The organism is Synergistota bacterium (assembly GCA_021159885.1).
Classification (GTDB): domain Bacteria; phylum Synergistota; class GBS-1; order GBS-1; family GBS-1; genus AUK310.
Genome location: JAGHDO010000049.1, coordinates 18,137 through 36,987, shown reverse-complemented (window position 1 = coordinate 36,987; position 18,851 = coordinate 18,137). Strand labels below are relative to the sequence as shown.

At 45.0% G+C, this 18,851-nt stretch carries 19 protein-coding genes; 12 read left to right on the top strand and 7 right to left on the bottom strand.

Going from position 1 to position 18,851, the window contains the following annotated elements; genetic code table 11:
• From J7M13_04560 to J7M13_04540, 5 genes are all read left to right on the top strand, one after another.
• Window positions 1-845, top strand: an 845-nt coding sequence (locus J7M13_04560; protein ID MCD6363254.1) for a cobalamin-binding protein, incomplete at its 5' end; no start/stop codon positions are given.
• Window positions 829-1,749, top strand: a complete 921-nt coding sequence (locus J7M13_04555) for a hypothetical protein (protein MCD6363253.1) — start codon at window positions 829-831, stop codon at window positions 1,747-1,749. The genes J7M13_04560 and J7M13_04555, both read left to right, overlap by 17 nt.
• Complete coding sequence (locus J7M13_04550; protein ID MCD6363252.1) at window positions 1,746-2,726, top strand: TAXI family TRAP transporter solute-binding subunit; 981 nt, start codon at window positions 1,746-1,748, stop codon at window positions 2,724-2,726. The genes J7M13_04555 and J7M13_04550 overlap by 4 nt, the downstream gene beginning before the upstream one ends.
• A 100-nt stretch (window positions 2,727-2,826) precedes the next feature.
• Entirely contained in the window at window positions 2,827-4,698 is a 1,872-nt protein-coding gene (locus J7M13_04545; GenBank protein MCD6363251.1) for a TRAP transporter fused permease subunit, read from the top strand.
• Window positions 4,699-4,702: 4 nt separating this feature from the next.
• Window positions 4,703-5,860: an FAD-binding oxidoreductase gene (locus tag J7M13_04540; protein ID MCD6363250.1), complete on the top strand. Its 1,158-nt coding sequence runs from the start codon at window positions 4,703-4,705 to the stop codon at window positions 5,858-5,860.
• Here the strand turns inward: J7M13_04540 and lipA are convergent.
• From lipA to J7M13_04520, 4 genes are read right to left on the bottom strand one after another with little or no spacing between them, the layout of a single operon-like run.
• Window positions 5,791-6,699 carry a lipoyl synthase gene (gene lipA / locus J7M13_04535; GenBank protein MCD6363249.1) on the bottom strand — a complete coding sequence of 303 codons (909 nt, stop codon included), beginning with the start codon at window positions 6,697-6,699 and terminating at the stop codon, window positions 5,791-5,793. The two genes, J7M13_04540 and lipA, sit on opposite strands and share 70 nt — an antisense overlap.
• A 54-nt stretch (window positions 6,700-6,753) precedes the next feature.
• The gene (dctP, locus tag J7M13_04530; GenBank protein ID MCD6363248.1) at window positions 6,754-7,752 is read right to left on the bottom strand and encodes a TRAP transporter substrate-binding protein DctP; all 999 of its coding nucleotides are present in this window, start codon (window positions 7,750-7,752) and stop codon (window positions 6,754-6,756) included.
• Between the two features lie 14 nt (window positions 7,753-7,766).
• Window positions 7,767-9,068, bottom strand: coding sequence for a TRAP transporter large permease subunit (locus J7M13_04525; protein ID MCD6363247.1), 1,302 nt, complete (start codon window positions 9,066-9,068; stop codon window positions 7,767-7,769).
• Window positions 9,065-9,556: a TRAP transporter small permease gene (locus tag J7M13_04520; GenBank protein MCD6363246.1), complete on the bottom strand. Its 492-nt coding sequence runs from the start codon at window positions 9,554-9,556 to the stop codon at window positions 9,065-9,067. Before J7M13_04520 ends, J7M13_04525 begins: the two co-directional genes overlap by 4 nt.
• 100 nt (window positions 9,557-9,656) lie before the next feature.
• Between J7M13_04520 and J7M13_04515 the strand changes: the two genes are divergently transcribed.
• A complete protein-coding gene (locus J7M13_04515) occupies window positions 9,657-10,598 on the top strand; it encodes a patatin-like phospholipase family protein (GenBank protein ID MCD6363245.1) in 942 nt (313 codons plus the stop codon).
• Here J7M13_04515 and lipB read toward each other — a convergent pair.
• Window positions 10,539-11,225, bottom strand: coding sequence for a lipoyl(octanoyl) transferase LipB (gene lipB / locus J7M13_04510; protein MCD6363244.1), 687 nt, complete (start codon window positions 11,223-11,225; stop codon window positions 10,539-10,541). The genes J7M13_04515 and lipB overlap by 60 nt on opposite strands.
• The gene (locus J7M13_04505) at window positions 11,222-11,779 is read right to left on the bottom strand and encodes a xanthine phosphoribosyltransferase (protein ID MCD6363243.1); all 558 of its coding nucleotides are present in this window, start codon (window positions 11,777-11,779) and stop codon (window positions 11,222-11,224) included. The genes lipB and J7M13_04505 overlap by 4 nt, the downstream gene beginning before the upstream one ends.
• A 55-nt stretch (window positions 11,780-11,834) precedes the next feature.
• On the opposite strand from J7M13_04505, the gene J7M13_04500 reads away from it, so the two are divergent.
• Window positions 11,835-13,013 carry a hypothetical protein gene (locus tag J7M13_04500; protein MCD6363242.1) on the top strand — a complete coding sequence of 393 codons (1,179 nt, stop codon included), beginning with the start codon at window positions 11,835-11,837 and terminating at the stop codon, window positions 13,011-13,013.
• A 37-nt stretch (window positions 13,014-13,050) separates the two neighbouring features.
• On the top strand, window positions 13,051-14,328 hold the full coding sequence (locus J7M13_04495; protein MCD6363241.1) for a glycerate kinase: 1,278 nt from the start codon (window positions 13,051-13,053) through the stop codon (window positions 14,326-14,328).
• Here the strand turns inward: J7M13_04495 and pstS are convergent.
• Window positions 14,321-15,358, bottom strand: a complete 1,038-nt coding sequence (gene pstS, locus J7M13_04490) for a phosphate ABC transporter substrate-binding protein PstS (GenBank protein ID MCD6363240.1) — start codon at window positions 15,356-15,358, stop codon at window positions 14,321-14,323. The genes J7M13_04495 and pstS overlap by 8 nt on opposite strands.
• 559 nt (window positions 15,359-15,917) lie before the next feature.
• Between pstS and J7M13_04485 the strand changes: the two genes are divergently transcribed.
• The 4 genes from J7M13_04485 (at window position 15,918) to ffh (ending at window position 18,835) form a co-directional block, all read left to right on the top strand.
• Window positions 15,918-16,769, top strand: a complete 852-nt coding sequence (locus J7M13_04485) for a methyltransferase domain-containing protein (GenBank protein MCD6363239.1) — start codon at window positions 15,918-15,920, stop codon at window positions 16,767-16,769.
• 138 nt (window positions 16,770-16,907) lie between these two features.
• Window positions 16,908-17,111, top strand: a complete 204-nt coding sequence (locus tag J7M13_04480; protein ID MCD6363238.1) for a hypothetical protein — start codon at window positions 16,908-16,910, stop codon at window positions 17,109-17,111.
• Between the two features lie 49 nt (window positions 17,112-17,160).
• Window positions 17,161-17,523, top strand: coding sequence for a sigma-70 family RNA polymerase sigma factor (locus tag J7M13_04475; GenBank protein MCD6363237.1), 363 nt, complete (start codon window positions 17,161-17,163; stop codon window positions 17,521-17,523).
• Window positions 17,516-18,835 carry a signal recognition particle protein gene (ffh, locus tag J7M13_04470; protein MCD6363236.1) on the top strand — a complete coding sequence of 440 codons (1,320 nt, stop codon included), beginning with the start codon at window positions 17,516-17,518 and terminating at the stop codon, window positions 18,833-18,835. Before J7M13_04475 ends, ffh begins: the two co-directional genes overlap by 8 nt.
• The last annotated feature ends 16 nt before the right edge of the window (window positions 18,836-18,851 follow it).

Genomic DNA, 18,851 nt, shown 5'->3' with positions numbered 1-18,851 from the left:
TTTATCTTGGTCAGGTCTGCACCGAGATAGCCTGCGTAGAGGGCAGTCTCAGGCGTATTAATACGCCTGAGACTGCCCTCTACGCAGGCTATCTCGGTGCAGACCTGACCAAGATAAACATACCATATGGTTCTTTAAACGGGGGAACCGACCCTGAGAGACTCACGGTAGATGGCGTTGAGGCATTGAGGATCTCGGCGAAGTTTGGAATTCCCTTCGATATTCCAACGAACGAGGAGCTTGGAGGTGTCCCTGCTTATAAGGCGTTCGCGAGCATGCTTATAATGGCTTCTTTGGGATTGAAGCTTGGGGCTAAGCCTATTCTAAAACCGCTTTTCTGCTATTCCCCCGATGTTATGATAAAGGGATATATGAATGATAACTATATTGATTATAACGCTGCGAAAATAATAGCTCTCAAGGAAATAGTGGATGCTCCTATTTGGCCCGGTGAGCCCATAGGATTCATGACTCACACTGAGGAAAGAGTTCAGTCTGCCCTGACCACAGCATTTCATGCTGCTCTGGCACGCTCGCTTAAGGTAGATGCGATAACCGTTGCTTCCACCGATGAAGCCTATTCCCGGGGACCTATATCGGTAGCTTCTCGCATAGATACGCTCAGAGGGGTTAAGGAGGCATTAAGATTTTTCGGAACCTGTAAGATCTCTTATAGTTCAAATGCTCTTAAGTGGGCTTCTGAGTTGAGAAAGGGGATAAGAGAGACGCTTGAGCGGGTTGCCAGAATGGGCTTCGTTAGATCTCTGTATGAGGGCGTGCTGGGAAGCAAAGAGGAGGGGGCAAATCCCGGTAGGGCTGGGAGAAACAGTGTCTTCAGAAAATAGGATATCCGTGGGGTTCGCCGGACTCGCTAAAAATGTGGGGAAAACTACCGCTCTTGTCTCTGTGCTTGATAGTGTTAGGCCATTACGTAGGAGGATAGCCTTAACGAGTATAGGATACGACGGCGAGGACGTTGACAATATAACAGGCTTGCCAAAGCCTAAATACTTCCTTCAAGAGGGAGATTTAATAGCCACGGCTCGGAAGTGTATAATCGATAGGCTTAAAATCGTGAGAAAGACGGGGATGTTTACGCCACTGGGTGAGGTCATCGTAGCTCGGCTTGAAAGAGATATGAGGGTTGTTCTTGCAGGGCCAAATAAGCTCAAAGATCTTGAACTACTGCTTAAGATGCTTTTTGAGGAAGGAGCCGATCTTGTTCTGGTTGATGGCGCAATAAACAGGGTGTATCCCCTAAAAGTCGTGGATAAGCTGATTGTGTCTACTGGCATAATCAGAGCGGGAAGTTTGCATGGTCTTAAACTTGAGATCGAGGCGCTTAATTTCTTCGCAAGTGTGCCAGAGGATGCTTCTGTGGGGGAAGCGCTTGAATTCGTGCCTGAGGATGTGATGCTTCGAGGTGCCCGAAAAATCGTTCTTAAAGATGGTATAAATTTCCTGCTTTCGGAAGATCTGGTTGGAACCTATCTGAGACTTAAGAGGCATATTTTAAGGGGAGGAGAGCTCAGCGTTGTGAATCCTTTAAGGATAAATGCCATAACGGTTTCTACTTTTTATCTTAAGCGAACCGAGAATGGGTATGAGCCTGCGCTCGTGGATGTGAATCTCGAAGAGGAGCTTTCCTTTTCCAGGATACCGGTTGTGGATGTTAAAAGGGGAAGAGATGGCAGGAAGCTGGCCGAGATCCTGGGGATCTCTAAAAACACGGGAGGTGAGCGGTTATGAGGAAGTGGGTGGTTGCGGGGCTATTGATCGTGGCTCTATCTGGTGTTGCCTTTGCTGCTACGTATGAATGGTGTGCCGGAGCGGTTGGAGGCGGATGGTATACCATGGCGGCGGGCATAGCGGAGTTGGTCAAGGAAAAGTGTCCTGATATCAACATTAAAGTCCTTCCAGGAGCTGGGGTTGCTAATTCTATAAGAGTTGGTACTGGAAAAACGCCGTTTGGCTGGGGTTTGTCTCCGTTCATAAACGCTGCAGTTAAGGGAAGATTTCCATATAAGAGGGCTTATCCAGATTTAACCACGGTTGGAGCGGATTTTTCTCCATCGCCTCTGAACTTCGTTGCCGCGGATGACAAGTATGCGGGTGTTCACACGATAGCGGACTTTATAAAGCTAATAAAGAAGGGAAAACCCGTGAGAATAGCGGTTACAAAGGTAGGGAGCGCAGATGAATTTTCATTCAATAAGATACTTGCTTTCTACGGTTTGAGCGTAAAAGATATAGAAAAGGCTGGAGGAAAGGTCTTTTACGCGGGCTATGCTGAACAGGTAACCCTCTTTAGGGATAGGCATGTCGGTTTCGTATTCAACATGCTCGCTTATCCCGCTTCCGCGGTTGTTGAGATGAGCATGGGAAGAAAGCTTCATCTTTTGGATTTCCCGGATGACCTTTGTGATAAGCTCGTTAAGGACATGGGATATAAGGTAATAATCGTTCCTCATTCCGCTTATCCAAAGGCGTCTAACAAGAAGGATATAAGGAGTCTCGGTATGGCAAGCGTTATTATGGCTTACAGGAAGGTTCCCGTAGATGTTGTTTATAAGCTGACCAAGGTTCTCTGTGAAAATGTAAGCAGGTTGAAGCAGATTCACGCGAGTATGGCGGCCTTTAAGCCAGAAATAGGCTGGAAAAACACGGGTGGGCCTCTGCACCCTGGAGCGGAGAAATACTACAGGGAAAAGGGATACCTTAAATAGCGGTTCGATCTTCTTGCCCCTTCATTGAGGGCGGGGCTTGTTCCCGCCCTCTTTTATAGTTATCGTTTAGTTTATCGTCTTTTTCGGAGGAGGAGGAAAATTGAGAGAGCTTACCGGAAGATTGAAATGGATCGTTGGTGGATGGGCGACTGTATGTTCCCTGATTCATCTTTATACAGCGGCGTTTGGGGTTTTTGAACCCAGGGTCCAGAGAGGGATGCATCTTTTCTTCTTATTACCGCTTGCTTTTATTCTCTTTCCTGCCACTAAGAGGTCTCCTAATGATAAGCCTACCTTCTTCGACTGGGTTCTTGCGATCCTCTCAACATTGCCATCGATATATAGCATAGTTTATGTGGATGAGCTGAATAGAAGGTTTGAGTTCGTAACTCCCCTGACCACCGTGCAGATAATTCTCGGGGCGATTGCCGTGATATGTCTCATAGAGGCTATGCGTAGAGCAGTTGCTCCAATGATGGCTCTGTTGGCTGTAGTTTTTATAGCTTATCTTTTCTTCCTTGGCAAGGTTATTCCTGGTCCTTTTCACTTTAAGGGAATGTCTCTCTCCGATGGGATGGAGGCTTTTTTTCTGCTGAAGGATGAAGGCATTTACGGATCGATAACTGGGATATCGGCGACTTTTGTCTTTCTCTTTGTTTTGTTCGGTTCAGTGATTCATCAAACCGGCGTTGGAAGGTTTTTTACCGACTTTGCTTGTAGGGCTGCGGGAGGTTCTCGGGGAGGTCCCGCCAAGATAGCGGTTATTTCGAGTGGGCTGTTTGGAACGATAAGTGGAGCGGCGGTTGCTAATGTTTATACTACGGGGACGTTCACCATTCCCCTGATGAAGGGTCTCGGTTATAGGCCTGCTTTTGCTGGAGCAGTTGAGGCAGCCGCTTCAACTGGGGGGATGCTTATGCCACCGATAATGGGAGCAGGTGCCTTCGTTATGGCTGAGATGATAAACGTTCCTTATATCCAGATATGTAAAGCTGCAGCTTTAGGAGCCGTTCTATACTATTTCGCGGTTGGTATGATGGTTCACTTTGAGGCGGTGAAGAACGACCTTAAACCTGTCGATAAAAGCAAGCTTCCTTCGTGGGGTAGCGTGCTTAAGACCGCTTATCTCCTCGTTCCCCTGGCAGTGCTTTTATATCTTCTCATAATAGGGTACACCCCTTATATGGCGGCGTTTGCATCCATAGTAGTGGCTATCCTGGTGAGCTATGTCAGGAGATCTACATGGATGACTCCTAAAAAGCTGTGGAACGCTTTGGTTTACGGAGCCTATAATGCGGTCATGGTGGCGGTCGCTTGTGCTGGTGCTGGCCTCATAATATCGGTCGTTACAAATAGCGGTATAGGACTGACGTTCTCAAGCCTCATAGTTTCTCTTTCGCATGGATATCTTCTTATAGGACTGATATTTATAATGGTGACCTCTATCATGCTTGGCATGGGCTTGCCTGCGACTCCCGCTTATGTCATAGCTGCTTCAGTTGGCGCTCCCGCAATGCTTAAGCTCGGCGTAGACATATTAAGCACACATCTTTTTGTCTTTTATTTCGCTATTCTCGCTGCTATAACTCCCCCAGTTGCTATAGCGGGATATGCAGCTGCGGGTTTAGCAGGATCCGATCCCTTGAAGACCGGATTTACAGCTTTCAGGCTCGCTTTGGCTGGGTTCATCGTTCCATATATATTCGTCTATAGACCTGCTCTGATAATGAATGGAACGGCTACGGAAATAGTTCTAACTTTTGCTGTTGCCTTTATATCGGTTATCTTTTTGGCTTCTTCGCTTGAGGGGTGGTTTTTTAAGCATCTTTCTCTTCCAGAAAGGGTCATATTCTTTTTCATAGCCTTGCTACTGCCGTTTCCTATAATGCCTTTGATTCTTTCCTTCTTGATCGCCTTGGCAGTTCTGGGAGGAGCCTTTTTAGTTTATAAGGTGAAAGCGAGGTTCGCTTAGGATCATGAGGATTTACGATGTTGCTATTGTGGGTGGCGGAGTTATAGGCTGTTCCATAGCTTATCACCTCTCGATTTTAAAAAGGAGGAGAAGAATCATCCTAATAGAGAAGAACGGTATAGCGGGGGGAGCGTCAGGTGCTTGTGATGGTATATTGGCTCTTCTCTCTAAAAAGGGTGGAATACATCTTGAGATGGCTTTGGAAAGCTTTGCTATTCTTAAAAAGCTTTCAGGCAACCTGCCCTTGGATTTTGAGTTTAGAGAGTTACCTGGCATGATAGTCATAGAAAACCAAAGCCACCTTCCATTTATGGAAAAGTTTGTGATGGAGCAGAGAAGAACAACGGGTCTTGAAATAGACTTTTTAAGTCCACGGGAAGCGAGGGAGGTCGAGCCCTCTTTGTCTCACGATATCGCGGGTGCGGTGCGCTCTCCTCAAAATGGTCAAATTAATCCTATGTTTTTAACCTTTGCCTTTTCTGAAGGTGCACGCTTAAACGGGGTGGAAATAGCCAAAGGAGAGGAGGTTTTAAGAATAGAGAGGCTTTCCAATGATGATGGCTTTAAGATCTTAACGTCGGCAAATTGCGTTTACGAAGCTGAGATCGTCGTTATATCTGCGGGAGCGTGGTCTCCTATCGTTTCAGAGAGTCTCGGAATATCCATTCCTATAAAGCCGAGAAGGGGACAAATTCTCGTTACGGAGCCGGTAGAGAGGTTGCTTAATCACACGATTATGTCAAGTCGGTATATAGTTGCGAAATATGGTGTAAAAACCAGTGGAGGGGAAGGACTCGCACTTGAACAAACGCATCATGGGAATTTTTTAATAGGGGCAACGAGAGAATTCGTGGGTTATGACAAAGGGGTTTCTTCGTCTGCTCTGGAGCGCTTGGCGAGAACCGCTTTTAGCATTGTTCCTGTACTTGCTGATATTAGAGTAATAAGGAGCTTTGCAGGCTTGAGACCCTGGACGCCTGATGGTTTGCCTATCATAGATAATCTCAACGGGCTGGTGTTGGCATGTGGGCATGAAGGAGATGGAATATGTTTATCTGCTATAACCGGTAAGCTCGTGAGCGAGCTCATAGCTTATGGAAGAACTTCTCTTGATGTATCCTCTCTTTCTCTCAGCAGGTTTAACGCTTCCTCGGCTCTATAGGAGCTTCTTACGAGAGGAGCACAGAAAGCAAGCTTAAAGCCTAAGGAGTAAGCGATTTCTTCATATCGCTTGAACTCTTCTGGTGGGATAAATCTCTCAATGGGTAGATGGTTCCCCGTGGGCTGGAGATACTGTCCTATGGTTATTATATCGCACTCTGCGCTTCTTAAGTCTCTCATAAGATCGATAACCTCTTTTCCGCTTTCTCCTAAGCCTACCATTATCCCAGACTTGGTTATTATAGATGGATTCATCTTCTTTACTCGCTTAAGGAGCTCAAGCGATCTTTCATAGTCAGCCATTGGTCTTACCCTTGGGTAGAGCCTCTTTACGGTTTCGAGATTGTGATTGATGACGGTTGGTTCAGCCCTCACAACTTTTCTTAAGGCATCCGCTTTCCCCTCAAAGTCGGGTATCAAAACTTCCACTCCCTCAACGGTTTTTAGCTTTTTAAGTTCTCTTACACATCTTTCAAATATGCTTGCTCCTCCATCTTCAAGGTCATCTCTCGTGACTGATGTGATAACGACATACCTTAATCCGAGCTCCTTTGAGGCCTGTGCTACTCTGATTGGCTCTTCTTCATCGACCGGAAAGGGGGTCCCCTTCTTCACGGCGCAAAAGGCGCAGTTTCTCGTGCATATATCTCCGAGTATCATAAAGGTAGCGGTACCCTTAGAAAAGCACTCGCATATATTAGGGCACTTGGCTTCCTCACAAACGGTATGAAGTTTGTATTTTCTAAGGATTTTCTTCACGCCTTCCATTTTGCCTGCCTTGGGTAGCCTTATTCTGATCCATGGGGGCTTCCTTTTCAAGCGCTTCTTTCCTCCTTTCACCTTAATGAGGGGGGCGGAAGGATATATATCCTTCCGCCCCCGTGCTTTTTGCTGCTATTTCGTTGCAAGCTCTATAAACTTTTTGCCGAGCTCTTCTCCGACCTTCTTGACCCATTTTTCCCAGGTTGGCTTGCAGATCTCTCTGAACCTCTTGACTACCTCGGGTGGGGGTTCTATAACCTGCATGCCCGCCTTCTTAAACTTGGGCCAGAGCTCCTTGTTATGTACCTCCTCGGCATATTCCAGATGACGATAGTCATACTTATATGCTGCAAGGAGAATGATCTTCTTAACGTCCTTTGGAAGCTTATCCCAGGTTTCCTTCTTCATGTAAATGCCTCTTCCATATGCGCTTATGGGTACCTTCGTACAGTACTTGAGAACCTCCTGAAGGGATCTTCCACCTATCGTTCCAGGGTAGCATATAACGCCGTCGATTGTTCCTCTCTGAAGTGCCTCGTATAGCTCTGCGGAGGGCATAAATACGGGAGAACCTCCGAGAGCTTTTACCGCTTCCGCTTCTGCTTCTCCTCCGACTCTGATTATCAGACCTTTCATGTCTTCCGGCTTTCTAACGGGTTTCTTGGCGGTCCAAATGTATTCCATCGGCATGGCTCCGTAAGCTAAAAAGACGATACCATGCTTTTCGAGCATAACCTTCTTCATAAGCTTGAAGAGAGGCTGTCCTATCTTAAGGTGCTCTCTTAAGTCATAGGAGTTCTTAAATAGGAAAGGTAATGATGGTCCTCCCATTATGGGCCAGCTTCCGGTCGTATGCGACGTGGTGTGAAAGATTATCTCGGCGGTTCCGGCTTCGAGGCCTGGGATAAGCTGCTTAACCTTAAGTAACGTGCCTGAGTGATAGAAGTTAAGCTTGATTCTTCCCCCTCCCGCTACATTGATATCATCTACGAAAGCTTGTTCTAACGGAAGAATATCCCTGTAGCTTGGAGGAACGTGTGATGCCACATTAAATGTTATGGTTTTGGCAAACGCTATAGATCCTGAAATAATCAAACCGGTGATCGCGAGGATGAAAATCCACTTTCTCATTTTTTCACCTCCCTTTATCTCATCGTATTTGGTAACCAGAGCCCGAGGGACGGGAAGAAGACGAAGAGAAGAAGACAGATTACATCAACGACTATGTATGGGGCTGTCCCTCTTATTATCTCATCTATAGATAGTTTATCTGTTATACTCTTTAACGTATATAAGTTCAGTCCCACTGGTGGGGTTATAACCGCTATCTCTACGTTTAGTACCATCAAAATTCCAAACCATAGTGGATCGAAACCGAGAGCCTTAACCGCAGGTAGCATTATCGGGGTAGTGACTATTATGAGAGAAGCTCCATCTATAAGACAACCCAAAATTATGAGAACGCCCATAAATATAAGTATGACCGCTATTCCGGGAAGCTCTATTCCAGTTGCCCATCTTGCTACTCTCTCGGGAAGTCTGATAAGGTTAAGAAACTGGCTGAAGGTATACGCGCACGCTAAGATTATCAAAAGCGAGGCGCTTACTCTTGTCGCATTTGAGACCGCGGAAACGAAGGTTTTCCAGTTCATGGTTCGGTAAACGATCGTTATGATGAGAGCTCCCGCGACGCCTATCGAGGCTGCTTCTGTTGGAGTGGCTATACCGGTGTATATTGCTCCCAAGACGAATACTATAAGAAAGATCACGGCCCACAGTCTCTTAAGCGAGGCGAATTTTTCCTTCCAGCTTACATGCGCGAATTCCCTCGGAGCGAGGTTTGGTTTTCTCATTACCTTTATTAGCACGTATCCCGCCATCATGCTTGCGAGTATCACACCGGGAATTATTCCCCCGATGAAGAGCTTTGCCACTGATTCTCCTGAAAGCGAGCCGTATAGGATAAATGAAATGCTTGGAGGTATCAGAACCGCAAGCGCTCCGGAAGCCGCGACCGCCCCGGCGGCAAGCTTCTTATCGTAGCCCCTTTTAAGCATTTCAGGTATAGCCATAGTTCCAATAGCAGCAACGCCCGCTATGCTTACCCCGCACATTGCTCCAAATAAGGCAGAAGAATAGATGGTTGCTATTGCCAGTCCCCCGGGTACCCTGTTTAGCCACTTGCTAAAAGCGTTATAAATATCTCTCCCTATACCGCTTACGAATATGAGTTCACCCATAAGTATGTAAAGAGGAATGGCAACCAGTATAAAGCTGTTAAGCTGAGATAGTATGGATGCGGGAAGCTGAAACAGCCCCTTAATTCCCGTTATGAGATAGATGCCCATAATTCCGGAAAGCGCTAAGGATATGAATATGGGAGTTCCAAGAGCCATGAGAATCAAGAGAGCGCTTAGGGCTATTACCGCTGCCATATCAAAGCTCATGTTTTGCTTCCCTCCTTAATTTTTTCAAGCTCATCTATTATGTTGATTATTAGCTGAACGCCGAGGGCTATCGCTCCTATAGGTAGGAATATGTAGAATACATATAAGGGAGTTCCAAGGAGTGACGGGGTATGCATATCCTTCAGGTAAACCATCAGTGTGGCTTTTCCTCCTTCCCACGCTAAAAAGGTCGCAAACAGGATTCCAAATAGGGAGCTGATTAGCTTAAGGATGCCTCTGCTTTTTGGAGAAAGCCTGTCAATTATAAGACTAAACTTTATGTGTCTATCTCCTCTGGCTATTTCGGCTATGGCGAGGAAGGTCAGTATCACCAGCATTAAGGAGGTTACCTCAGTTGACCAAAAGGTTGGCCTTCTGAATATATACCTTAGTATCACATTATAGAAAACTACTCCTTCTAAGGAGACCATGACTATCATGGAAAGAATGAAGAGGAACTTTGATATGGCTTCAATTCTTCTTCTCATATTTTTTTCCACCTCTGTTAAAAGATGTATAGTTATTCTCAGGATATTATATCCTTATAATTATGTCAAGATTTTTTCTTGCATGATATAATTTTAAAAAATGGCTAAGGGATATCGTAAGGTTGGGATCGCCCTTGGAGCGGGATCTGCGAGAGGGCTTGCCCATATAGGGGTCTTGAAAGTTCTGGAGAAAGAAGGAATACCGATTGACTTTATCGCCGGTTCGAGCATAGGGGCTATCGTGGGAGTCTGCTATGCTTCGGGAAGAGAAGGGGCGAAAGATATTGAGGGGCTTGTATATAGCTTTAACTGGAGATATATTCTAAAGTTAATGACGCTATTTATGCCGAAATTCAGAACCCCTGAACCAGAAGAGGTTCTTGCCTTTCTTGAAAATAGGTTAGAGGGAAGGGTTATCGAAGATCTCACCATACCCACCGCTATTGTCGCTACCGATTTGTTTTCCGGAGAGAGGGTGGTTTTTAGAAGAGGGGATATGTTTCTCGCTCTTTCAGCATCAATTGCCATACCGGGCGTATTCTCTCCGGTTTATCTCAATGGAAGATTTCTCGTGGACGGTGGGGTTGTGGATCCCGTTCCAGTGGACGTTCTCAAGGAGATGGGAGCGGAAGTTATAATAGGCGTGGATGTCTCTCCGGGTCTTGGACTCAGGCTTAAGAGATATAAGCGTGGCTGTTCTTCTATTTGGAGAAGAATCTGGAATGGCATTTTCCAGCGCAAAAGAGGCGAGGGGAATTTGGGACTCGAGAGTAGAAAGGAAGTGAAAGAGCCTCCGCCTCCTCCCTCAAAAGAGGTTCTACTTCAGGCTATAGATATAATGTTCAGGAGAATAACCGAGGATGAGCTGAATCAGCCCTATGTTGATGTCGTTATAAGACCGAGGGTGGATGAAATACAATCGGGCGACTTTAATAAAGCTCCTGAAATCATAGCGTTTGGTGAGGAAGCGGCTTACAGGGCTTTACCGAGGATAAGAAAACTCATCCAGAGGAGATGGTATCATTTCATATTTGGGAAATAGCTTTTTAAACTCTTCTGCATAAAGATGCTTGATTTCCTTCATAGAGGGTGATTTTCTGGTTAAGCTTTTGATAGAGACCATTTCTACTCCGCTTAAACCACAGGGGGTTATAAGCAAAAAGTGCCTTAGATTGGGGCTAACGTTAAAGGCGGTCCCATGATAACTCACCCATATCTTTCCTCTTCGCCTGATTCCGATGCCTATGGAGGCTATCTTTCTTCGCTCATCTACCCATACGCCGGGGTAACCTTTCTTTCTTCCTGACTTGATGCCGTATGCATTAAGAACCCTTATAATAGCTTCTTCAAGCCTCCAGACATATTCCTTTACACCGCAATCCAAACATATGATTGGATAGGATATCAACTGTCCCGGTCCATGATAGGTTATGTCTCCGCCTCGATCCGTCTCAACAACTTTTATTCCCTCTTTTCTAAGAGTTTCTTCGGAAGCCAGGATATGATTTCTTTTAGCTCTTCTGCCGAGCGTTAAAACGGGGGTATGCTCTAAAAGCAGAAGATAACCGGTTTCCGGTTTATCTAAAACCTTCTCAACGAGATTTCTTTGTAAATTAAAGCATTCCTCGTAATCAATAGGTTCTTCGGGCAAGATCAGCTTTATTATCATCTTACTTTTAAGGGCTTTAGCGATTCTACCTTAGCAAGGGATTCGATCCTGTATTTCTTAAGGCGCTCTTTCCCCTTCTGAAAGGTTTTCTCTATGCATATACCTATCCCGGCTACTGATGCGCCAGACTCCTCTATCATATCGCACAGAGCTTTTATCGTTTCTCCAGTTGCGAGAAAGTCATCTATTATAAGCACTCGGTCTGTTTCGTCTATGTAGTCTCCCGATAATGTAATGATGGTTTCATTAAGCTTGGTTCTTGAAGTAATCTTTCTCTCGTATATTTTTCTGCCGAGGGTGATGGGTCTTCTCTTTCTCGCGAAAATGAGGGGGACTTTAAGCGCTAAAGCGGTAAAGATCGCCGCTGATATCCCCGAGGCCTCAACCGTTGCTACCTTTGTGATCCTTTCATTTTCGAAGATCTCTGCGAACCGCTCGCCAATTTTCTTCATGAGAAAGGGGTCAACCTTGTGATTAAGGAAGCTATCTACTTTCAGTATCGTATCGCTTATTACCTTACCTTCCCGCTTTATTCTGTCAACCAGCTCCTCCATGGTAGAAAAATTATATCACAAATTATGTTAAAATAGCGAATGGGGGTGCCGTGGAATGAACGGTGCGAAAAGGATTATTGCTCTGCTCTTTTTCTCTCTCGTGATTTTCTGGATATTTGAAAGTCCACTTTTTGCTGCTGACAATGAGGGTTTTGCGTCTAAGATCGCGTCTGAAGCTCTTAAGAAGCTTGATAGGGCGGTAAATTATCTGGAGAAAAAGCTTGAAACTGAGGGGAAGAATGAGAAAAAGAGCCTGGTTCAGAGCGTTAAAGAGCTTGTCTTTAAAACGTATGATGAAAAGCTTGATGCTATCATAAATGATCTTCTTGCGATTCTTATAAATTCGAGGGCAAGCGAGTATAGGAAAGAGGTAATAAAAATTGAGGAAGAAGTAAAGAATCTTCGCGTAAAAGTAGCGGATTACGAGACCAAAGCTTTGTTGGCTCCGTCGAGTAAGAGATGGTATGAGTTTTATAAGAAAACCAAGCAGGATTATAGGAGGAAAGTAGAAAAGCTTCAACGTGAGATAGAAGATAAAGAGAAAGCGGTGGAGGAAATAGAGAGGAAGCTTATTAACGAGCTCAGAAAAATGGGATTAAACCTTTCAGAAGAGCAGATGAGGTCCCTTTTAAAAAGCGTCATGGCGGATGATATCGTTCAGATGGTTTCCCTCATTAATAACGTGAAGTTTCTGGAAGCCCAGCTGGGACGGCTTATGCAAAGGAGAGGGGAAGAGAATTTGGTAATCGCGAAGAAATACTATGGGATACACGTTCTCCTTTTGAGACTTGTCATTACCCTTTATGAACGTGAAGTGAGAAAAGTAGAAAGCGTCTATCTTCCGAAGCTCGAGGAAATAGAAAAAACTGCTTCTATGCTTATAGAGGAGGCTAAGGCTGAGCTTGAAGGAGCGCGCTCTGCAGAAAACGCTGCTTTGCTGAAGCAGAATATAAGGTCGAATGAGCTAACGCTTAAGGTAGTGAGGCTTTATAAAGAGTATCTCAGGTCTCAAAAGATGGTTTTTGAAAAAAGGCTTGAGGCTTTGAGAGAGGATTACCTCGTTGCGGAAAACACCTTCAGGACAGTTAGAACGAGCGGAAGGTTGATGGAGCTTATTCGCTCTGGGAAGGAGAGATTTGAGGCGCTTTTAAGCATAGAGATCCCGGAAATACCGGTCTTTTACAATGAGGCAATGAAGAAGGAATTTGAGAGATTGACCTCCGCTCTGAAGTAAGAAGAGGCTACTCTTTGAGGAAAGGAGGAAGTATAAAATGGGGTTAAGGGATGATGTTTTAAGCGTTATTAACTTTTCTATCGAAAAGGTTCTTCCGGATAGGGCGGTTAAGGATGCCATAAGGAAGGAGAATCTTGAGGAAGTGGAAAATCTTTATCTCGTTGCTATGGGGAAAGCTGCGTGGAGAATGGCTAAGGCTGCGAGGGATCTGCTCGGTGAGAAAATAAAGAGGGGAGTGGTAATAACCAAGTATGGTCATTCGCTTGGGGAAATAGAGGGCGTTGAAGTCTATGAAGCGGGGCATCCCGTTCCCGATGAGAATACGATATCCTCAACGAAGAAGGCAATAGAGCTTGCCTCATCGCTTGGTGAGAATGACAGGCTTCTTTTTCTCGTGTCAGGCGGAGGATCCGCTCTCTTTGAATATCCGATAGAGGGTGTTAGCCTGGATGATTTGAGAAAGGTTAATGAGCTTCTTTTAAGATCTGGGGCTGATATAGTTGAGATAAACATGGTTAGAAAACATATATCTAAAGTTAAAGGAGGGAGGTTTGCTGAGATCGCTTACCCTGCTTTTATATATACGCTTGCTCTTTCTGATGTTCTCGGGGACCGCCTTGACTCTATAGCTTCTGGTCCTGCTTATCCTGATGAGACCACTTATGAGGATGCCCTGAGGGTTATAGAAAAGTATAATCTCATGGACGAGATTCCTTCCTCTGTAAGGGAGGTTATTCTCAAGGGGGTTAAAGGGGAAATACCCGAGACTCCGAAAAAACTTGATAATGTCGAGAGCGTGATAATAGGGAGCGTTAGCTTGGTCTGTAAATACGCGATTGAAAGGGCGAGAGAGCTTGGTTATAGGACACTCTTTCTTACTTCCACGCTTAACTGTGAGGCTTCTGAGGCTGGGAGATTCCTTGCGGAGATCTTAAAAGAGATAGGAAGATCGTCTAATCCGGTATCGCCTCCGTGTATGATTATCCTTGGTGGAGAGACCATCGTTCATGTTAGAGGGAATGGTAAGGGAGGAAGGTGTCAGGAGCTCGCCTTATCTGCTTCGATCTCGATAAAGGGAATGGATAAAGTAGTTATCGCTGCGGCGGGAACCGATGGCACGGATGGTCCCACTGACGCAGCGGGAGGAATAGTTGATGGCGATAGCTTCAATAGGATGCTGTCTAAGGGTGTTGATCCGGAAAACTATCTGGCGAATAATGATTCCTATAACGCCCTTAAAGCGAGCGGTGATTTAATCATAACGGGTCCTACGGGAACGAACGTAAACGATCTTATAATTGGAGCGGTTATTTAAGTATAGGATTGCCCTCATATGTTATGGATTTTATGACGCTCTCTGCAACTTTGATGGCGCTTTCGGGCAGAGGGGAGTAAGAAAGCTCGGGCGCGTGTTTCTGCCCATCGTGTATAATCCACCAGAGTAGTTTAACGAGCTCTTCCGCTCTTTCTTTCGTTCTATCGTTATACTTCTGCTCCTTGTAGACTATTATCCAGGTGAAACTGCTTAACGGGTATCCATCCGGAGCTTTTGTATCCGTGAGATCTACACGCGTGTCCGCCGGTATATCGGTTTGTGCAGAGGCGCTAACCGATTCTATAGAGGGCTCTATGAATTTCCCGCTTGCGTTTTTAATCGAGGCAAACGGCATCTTACTCTGAAGAGCGTAAACGAGCTCAACATATCCTAAGCTTCCCGGAATTTGTCTTATCAGTCCTGCCACTCCCGGGTTTCCCTTTCCTCCCAACCCCGTGGGCCATCTTAGCGCTTTCCCCACGCCTACTTTTTTCTTCCACTCACCGCTCACCTTGCTTAGGAACTTGCTTAATATGAAGGTGCTTCCGCTACCGTCTGACCTGTGTATAACGGTTATATTCATGTTAGGAAGCTTAATATCCGGGTTTATCTCTTTTATTCTGGGATCATTCCATTTTCCTATCTTTCCGAGAAATATATCTGCAAGGATTTCACCGGTTAGCTTTAGCTTAGGGTTTCCCGGAAGGTTATAGGTGATTACTATCGCTCCTAAGCAGGTCGGTATGTGAGCTATTGGGGATCCAGCTTCCTTAAGCTCCTTATCGCTCATAGGTGCATCTGTGGCTCCAAAGTCGACCGTTTTGTTAAGAAGCTGTCTTATCCCTCCACCGGACCCTATGGCTTGATAATTTATCTTAATTCCCATTTTCTGGCTATAGATTGAGAAAAGCTTTGAGTAAAATGGATAAGGGAAGGTAGCACCCGCTCCCGTAAGCTCTATTTCCTTGGCGAACGCTGGCATTGTAATTAGAAGCATCACAAAAATTACAATTGCTAACACTTTTCTCATTTCCATCCCTCCCTCTTAAAATGGCTACTTTCGCTTCAAAGGATAGCATAGCGCTTTCTATAAAGTCAAATTTGACATGCCGATAGTGAAAAGTTATAATTCTCTTGAAGATTCGTTGGAAAGTTTGAGAGCTATTTGCAGGGAGAAGGATTTATGTGCCTTTTTTCAACAGGGATAATGACCTAAAAATGAAAGCCTTGCTTTCCGGTTGATGGGCTTACCTTCATCAGTTTTCATTGAGGATATATTCATGGTCATCCTCCCTATGCTTTTTGGTGTGGGTTTTCTTTTAGTTATTCGGTGGAGGATTAGCGTTCTCTCTGGGGGAGGATGATGCCAAGGCTCTCGGTATATCCACTCCACATATCGCTCGCATGCTGGTAGGTTCCCGATTACCACGGAAACATGCTTGCCTGTATGTTTCGTGTGTTAGGAGCCATCCATCTGCTGATTATCCTCAGAAATTATATAGCTCGTCACCAAGCTCTATCCAGATGGGTAACTTTGAACTTAGAAATAGGATATTCTGGGAAAAGATCTGAAGGAGGTTGCTTGGTAAGTGAACTGGAATGAGCTTTGGCAGAGATCTGCTTCTCTTTTTGTTGTAGTTGATGAAAGGGGAAGCCTAAAGGATTGGGATGAGAAGGGATCACATAGGCTTGGTAGATTTTCGAGGGGAAGCCACTTTGTTAAGGAAGCTCTGCGGAGAATAAAGGTTTCAAGAAGTGAGACTGTGCTTGATGTGGGTAGTGGCCCGGGGACGCTTGCCGTTCCTTTAGCAAAGATCTCGAAAAGCGTGACTGCTCTTGATATGTCTGAGGAGATGCTTTCCCGAGCTCGCGAGTATGCTCGTGAGGAGAAAGTTGATAATATCGCTTTCTTTAAGGGTAAGTGGCAAGATGTGATTGTTGGAAAAGATATATCAATACATGATGTAGTTTTGGTTTCTCGATCGCTTGAAATGATAAGTGCGGTGGAGTGTGAAGATCAGGGAAAGAAAAGATTGAAGTGGGATCTTAAGGGTACATTGATCAAGCTAAACGAGGCGGCTAAGAAACGCGTTTATATAATATGCTCCATTTTTGGGAATCAGCCGTATGAGGAGAAGCTATATAAGATATTCGGAGGAGAATACGATTCTAAGCCAAACTATATTTACGTCTATAATACTCTTTATGATCTGGGAATATATGCAAACGTGGAAATCGTTGATAGCGGTATGGGAAGGAGATATGGTAGCTTTGAGGATGCCTTGGGAGATTGGATATGGAGACTTAACCTCAACTCGGAGGACGAGATACGTAGACTAAGGTACTATCTCTTAAAATTCTTGACCGAGCGGAATGGCTTTCTTACGTGGAGAGTCGGTTCTAATATAAGGTGGGCTTTTATATGGTGGGAGAGAAAGTAAAGCTAGATATTGACTGTGGACATGATCGCTTTATCCTCAGCAGTATAAGCTTTTTATTGAAGGTGAAGAGATACTCTGCGTATTGGGGACCTAATGGTGTTGATAAAACTACCCTGCTTAAGACTATAGGAGGTTTGCTTGCTTGCTTTTCCATTTTTGGTTCTGGATATAGTTCTTATGGGTAGAGCTCCTTATCTTGGGATTTTTTCGTCTCCAATTACGAGAGATGAAAGTTTAAAAGGAGCTTATGGTGTTGAAGTTAGAATAATAAACCTTGATGGTTTGGGGGTAAAGGTTCGTCTACCGATTTTCGATAAAAAGGTTGACATAAGCGATAAGTGAGCTTATAATTTGGAAGGCTGTAAAGGAAATTAACTTGACGAGGGCTCGTATGGAGCGTTTTTTTATTTGCCTTTTGATCGATTTCTATGGTGGGCTTTTGACCCCCAATCAGAGGAAAATCCTTAAGCTTTACTATGAGGATGATCTCTCGCTTGCTGAGATAGCGAGAGATCTTGGCATAAGCAGGCAGGCAGTTCATTATACCTTGAAGAGAGGCTTAGCAAGACTTAAGAAAGTAGAAGAGAAGCTTAATCTCGTTGAAAGGTTTCTTGTTCAAACGAGGGCTTTCGAGAAGATAAAAAGTGAGCTTCTTTCGCTGTGTGAGGATCTCTCGGGTGAGAAGAGAACGAAGCTTAAGGATATAGTGGAGAACCTGAATAACCTGCTTGAGCGGGGTGGGATTCTTGTTTGAGCGTCTTAGAGAGAGGTTTGAGGGAATAATAGGCTTTTTGAGGAAGAAAGGAAAGCTCTCCCAGAAGGATGTGGACTCGGCCTTAAGGCAGATAAGGCTTGCTCTCCTTGAGGGTGACGTTCACTACAAAGTGGTTAAGGAAATTCTATCCAAGGTGAGGGAGAGAGCTCTATCACAAGATGTGCTCTCAAGCATAAGCCCAGCAGATCAAGTTTTAAAGATTTTGTATGAAGAGATTCTTGAAGTCATGAGTGGAGAGGGATCCCCACGATTGAGCTTTGCTCATGAGCCTCCCTCTCTCTACATGCTTGTTGGTTTGCAGGGTTCTGGCAAGACGACAACGGCTGTTAAGATCGCTAATTTGCTTAAAAGGGAGGGCAGGAGGTCCGTTCTGGTAGCTGCGGATGTTAAAAGACCGGCGGCAAGGGAGCAACTTCAAATCCTTGCAGGGAAAATTGGGTGTCAGGTGGTGGGAGGTAAGACCCCCCTTGATGCGGTCTCTCGGGGAATAAGCTCTGCTAAGGAGCTCGGTTGCGATGTGGTTATAGTTGACTCCGCGGGAAGACTTCATGTAGATGAGGAAATGCTTTCTGAGCTCGAGGAGCTTGGAAAGCGCTTTAGCTTTCAGGAAGTTTTACTTGTTATAGATTCCATGATGGGGCAGGAAGCGCTTAAGGTCGGAAGGGCTTTCATGGAAGCGATAGATCTATCGGGGGTTATACTTACCAAGCTTGATGGCGATGCGAGGGGAGGAGCGGCGCTATCTGTAACCCACGTTCTCGGTAAACCGATAAAATTCATTGGCACGGGGGAAAAAATAGATGATATAGAGCCTTTTCATCCTGATAGAATCGTTTCAAGAATACTTGGGATGGGAGATGTTGCCACCTTAGTTGAGAAGATATCCGCTTCTATAGACGAAGAAAAAGCTAAGGAGCTGAGCAAGAGGGTAAAGAGAGCAGAGTTTACCATGGAGGATATGCTTGAATACCTTCGGCAGATGAGGGATATGGGGCCCTTGGATCAGATACTTGAAATGATACCAGGCTTTTTAAAGATCAGAAGGAAGATAGGGGATGTGAGCGTTGGAGAGAAGGAACTTAAACATATAGAAGCTATAATACTCTCAATGACACCGGAGGAGAGGAGAAGGCCCGAGATAATAAAGGGGAGCAGAAAAAGAAGAATAGCTAAGGGGAGCGGTACTTCGGTCCAACTCGTTAACCAGGTTTTGAAACAATATAACGAGGTTAAGAATATGCTTAAGAGGCTTTCAAAGCCCGGTGCGAGAATGAAGCTACCGTTCTTTTAAACTGATACCTGAAGGA

Bases quoted from the DNA above. Each gene is read 5' to 3' on its own strand.
- J7M13_04550 (MCD6363252.1), top strand. From the start codon at position 1,746: ATGAGGAAGTGGGTGGTTGCGGGGCTATTGATCGTGGCTCTATCTGGT.
- J7M13_04540 (MCD6363250.1), top strand. From the start codon at position 4,703: ATGAGGATTTACGATGTTGCTATTGTGGGTGGCGGAGTTATAGGCTGT.
- dctP (MCD6363248.1), bottom strand. From the start codon at position 7,752: ATGAGAAAGTGGATTTTCATCCTCGCGATCACCGGTTTGATTATTTCA.
- J7M13_04525 (MCD6363247.1), bottom strand. From the start codon at position 9,068: ATGAGCTTTGATATGGCAGCGGTAATAGCCCTAAGCGCTCTCTTGATT.
- J7M13_04520 (MCD6363246.1), bottom strand. From the start codon at position 9,556: ATGAGAAGAAGAATTGAAGCCATATCAAAGTTCCTCTTCATTCTTTCC.
- J7M13_04515 (MCD6363245.1), top strand. From the start codon at position 9,657: ATGGCTAAGGGATATCGTAAGGTTGGGATCGCCCTTGGAGCGGGATCT.
- lipB (MCD6363244.1), bottom strand. From the start codon at position 11,225: ATGATAATAAAGCTGATCTTGCCCGAAGAACCTATTGATTACGAGGAA.
- J7M13_04505 (MCD6363243.1), bottom strand. From the start codon at position 11,779: ATGGAGGAGCTGGTTGACAGAATAAAGCGGGAAGGTAAGGTAATAAGC.
- J7M13_04500 (MCD6363242.1), top strand. From the start codon at position 11,835: ATGAACGGTGCGAAAAGGATTATTGCTCTGCTCTTTTTCTCTCTCGTG.
- J7M13_04495 (MCD6363241.1), top strand. From the start codon at position 13,051: ATGGGGTTAAGGGATGATGTTTTAAGCGTTATTAACTTTTCTATCGAA.
- pstS (MCD6363240.1), bottom strand. From the start codon at position 15,358: ATGAGAAAAGTGTTAGCAATTGTAATTTTTGTGATGCTTCTAATTACA.
- J7M13_04475 (MCD6363237.1), top strand. From the start codon at position 17,161: ATGGAGCGTTTTTTTATTTGCCTTTTGATCGATTTCTATGGTGGGCTT.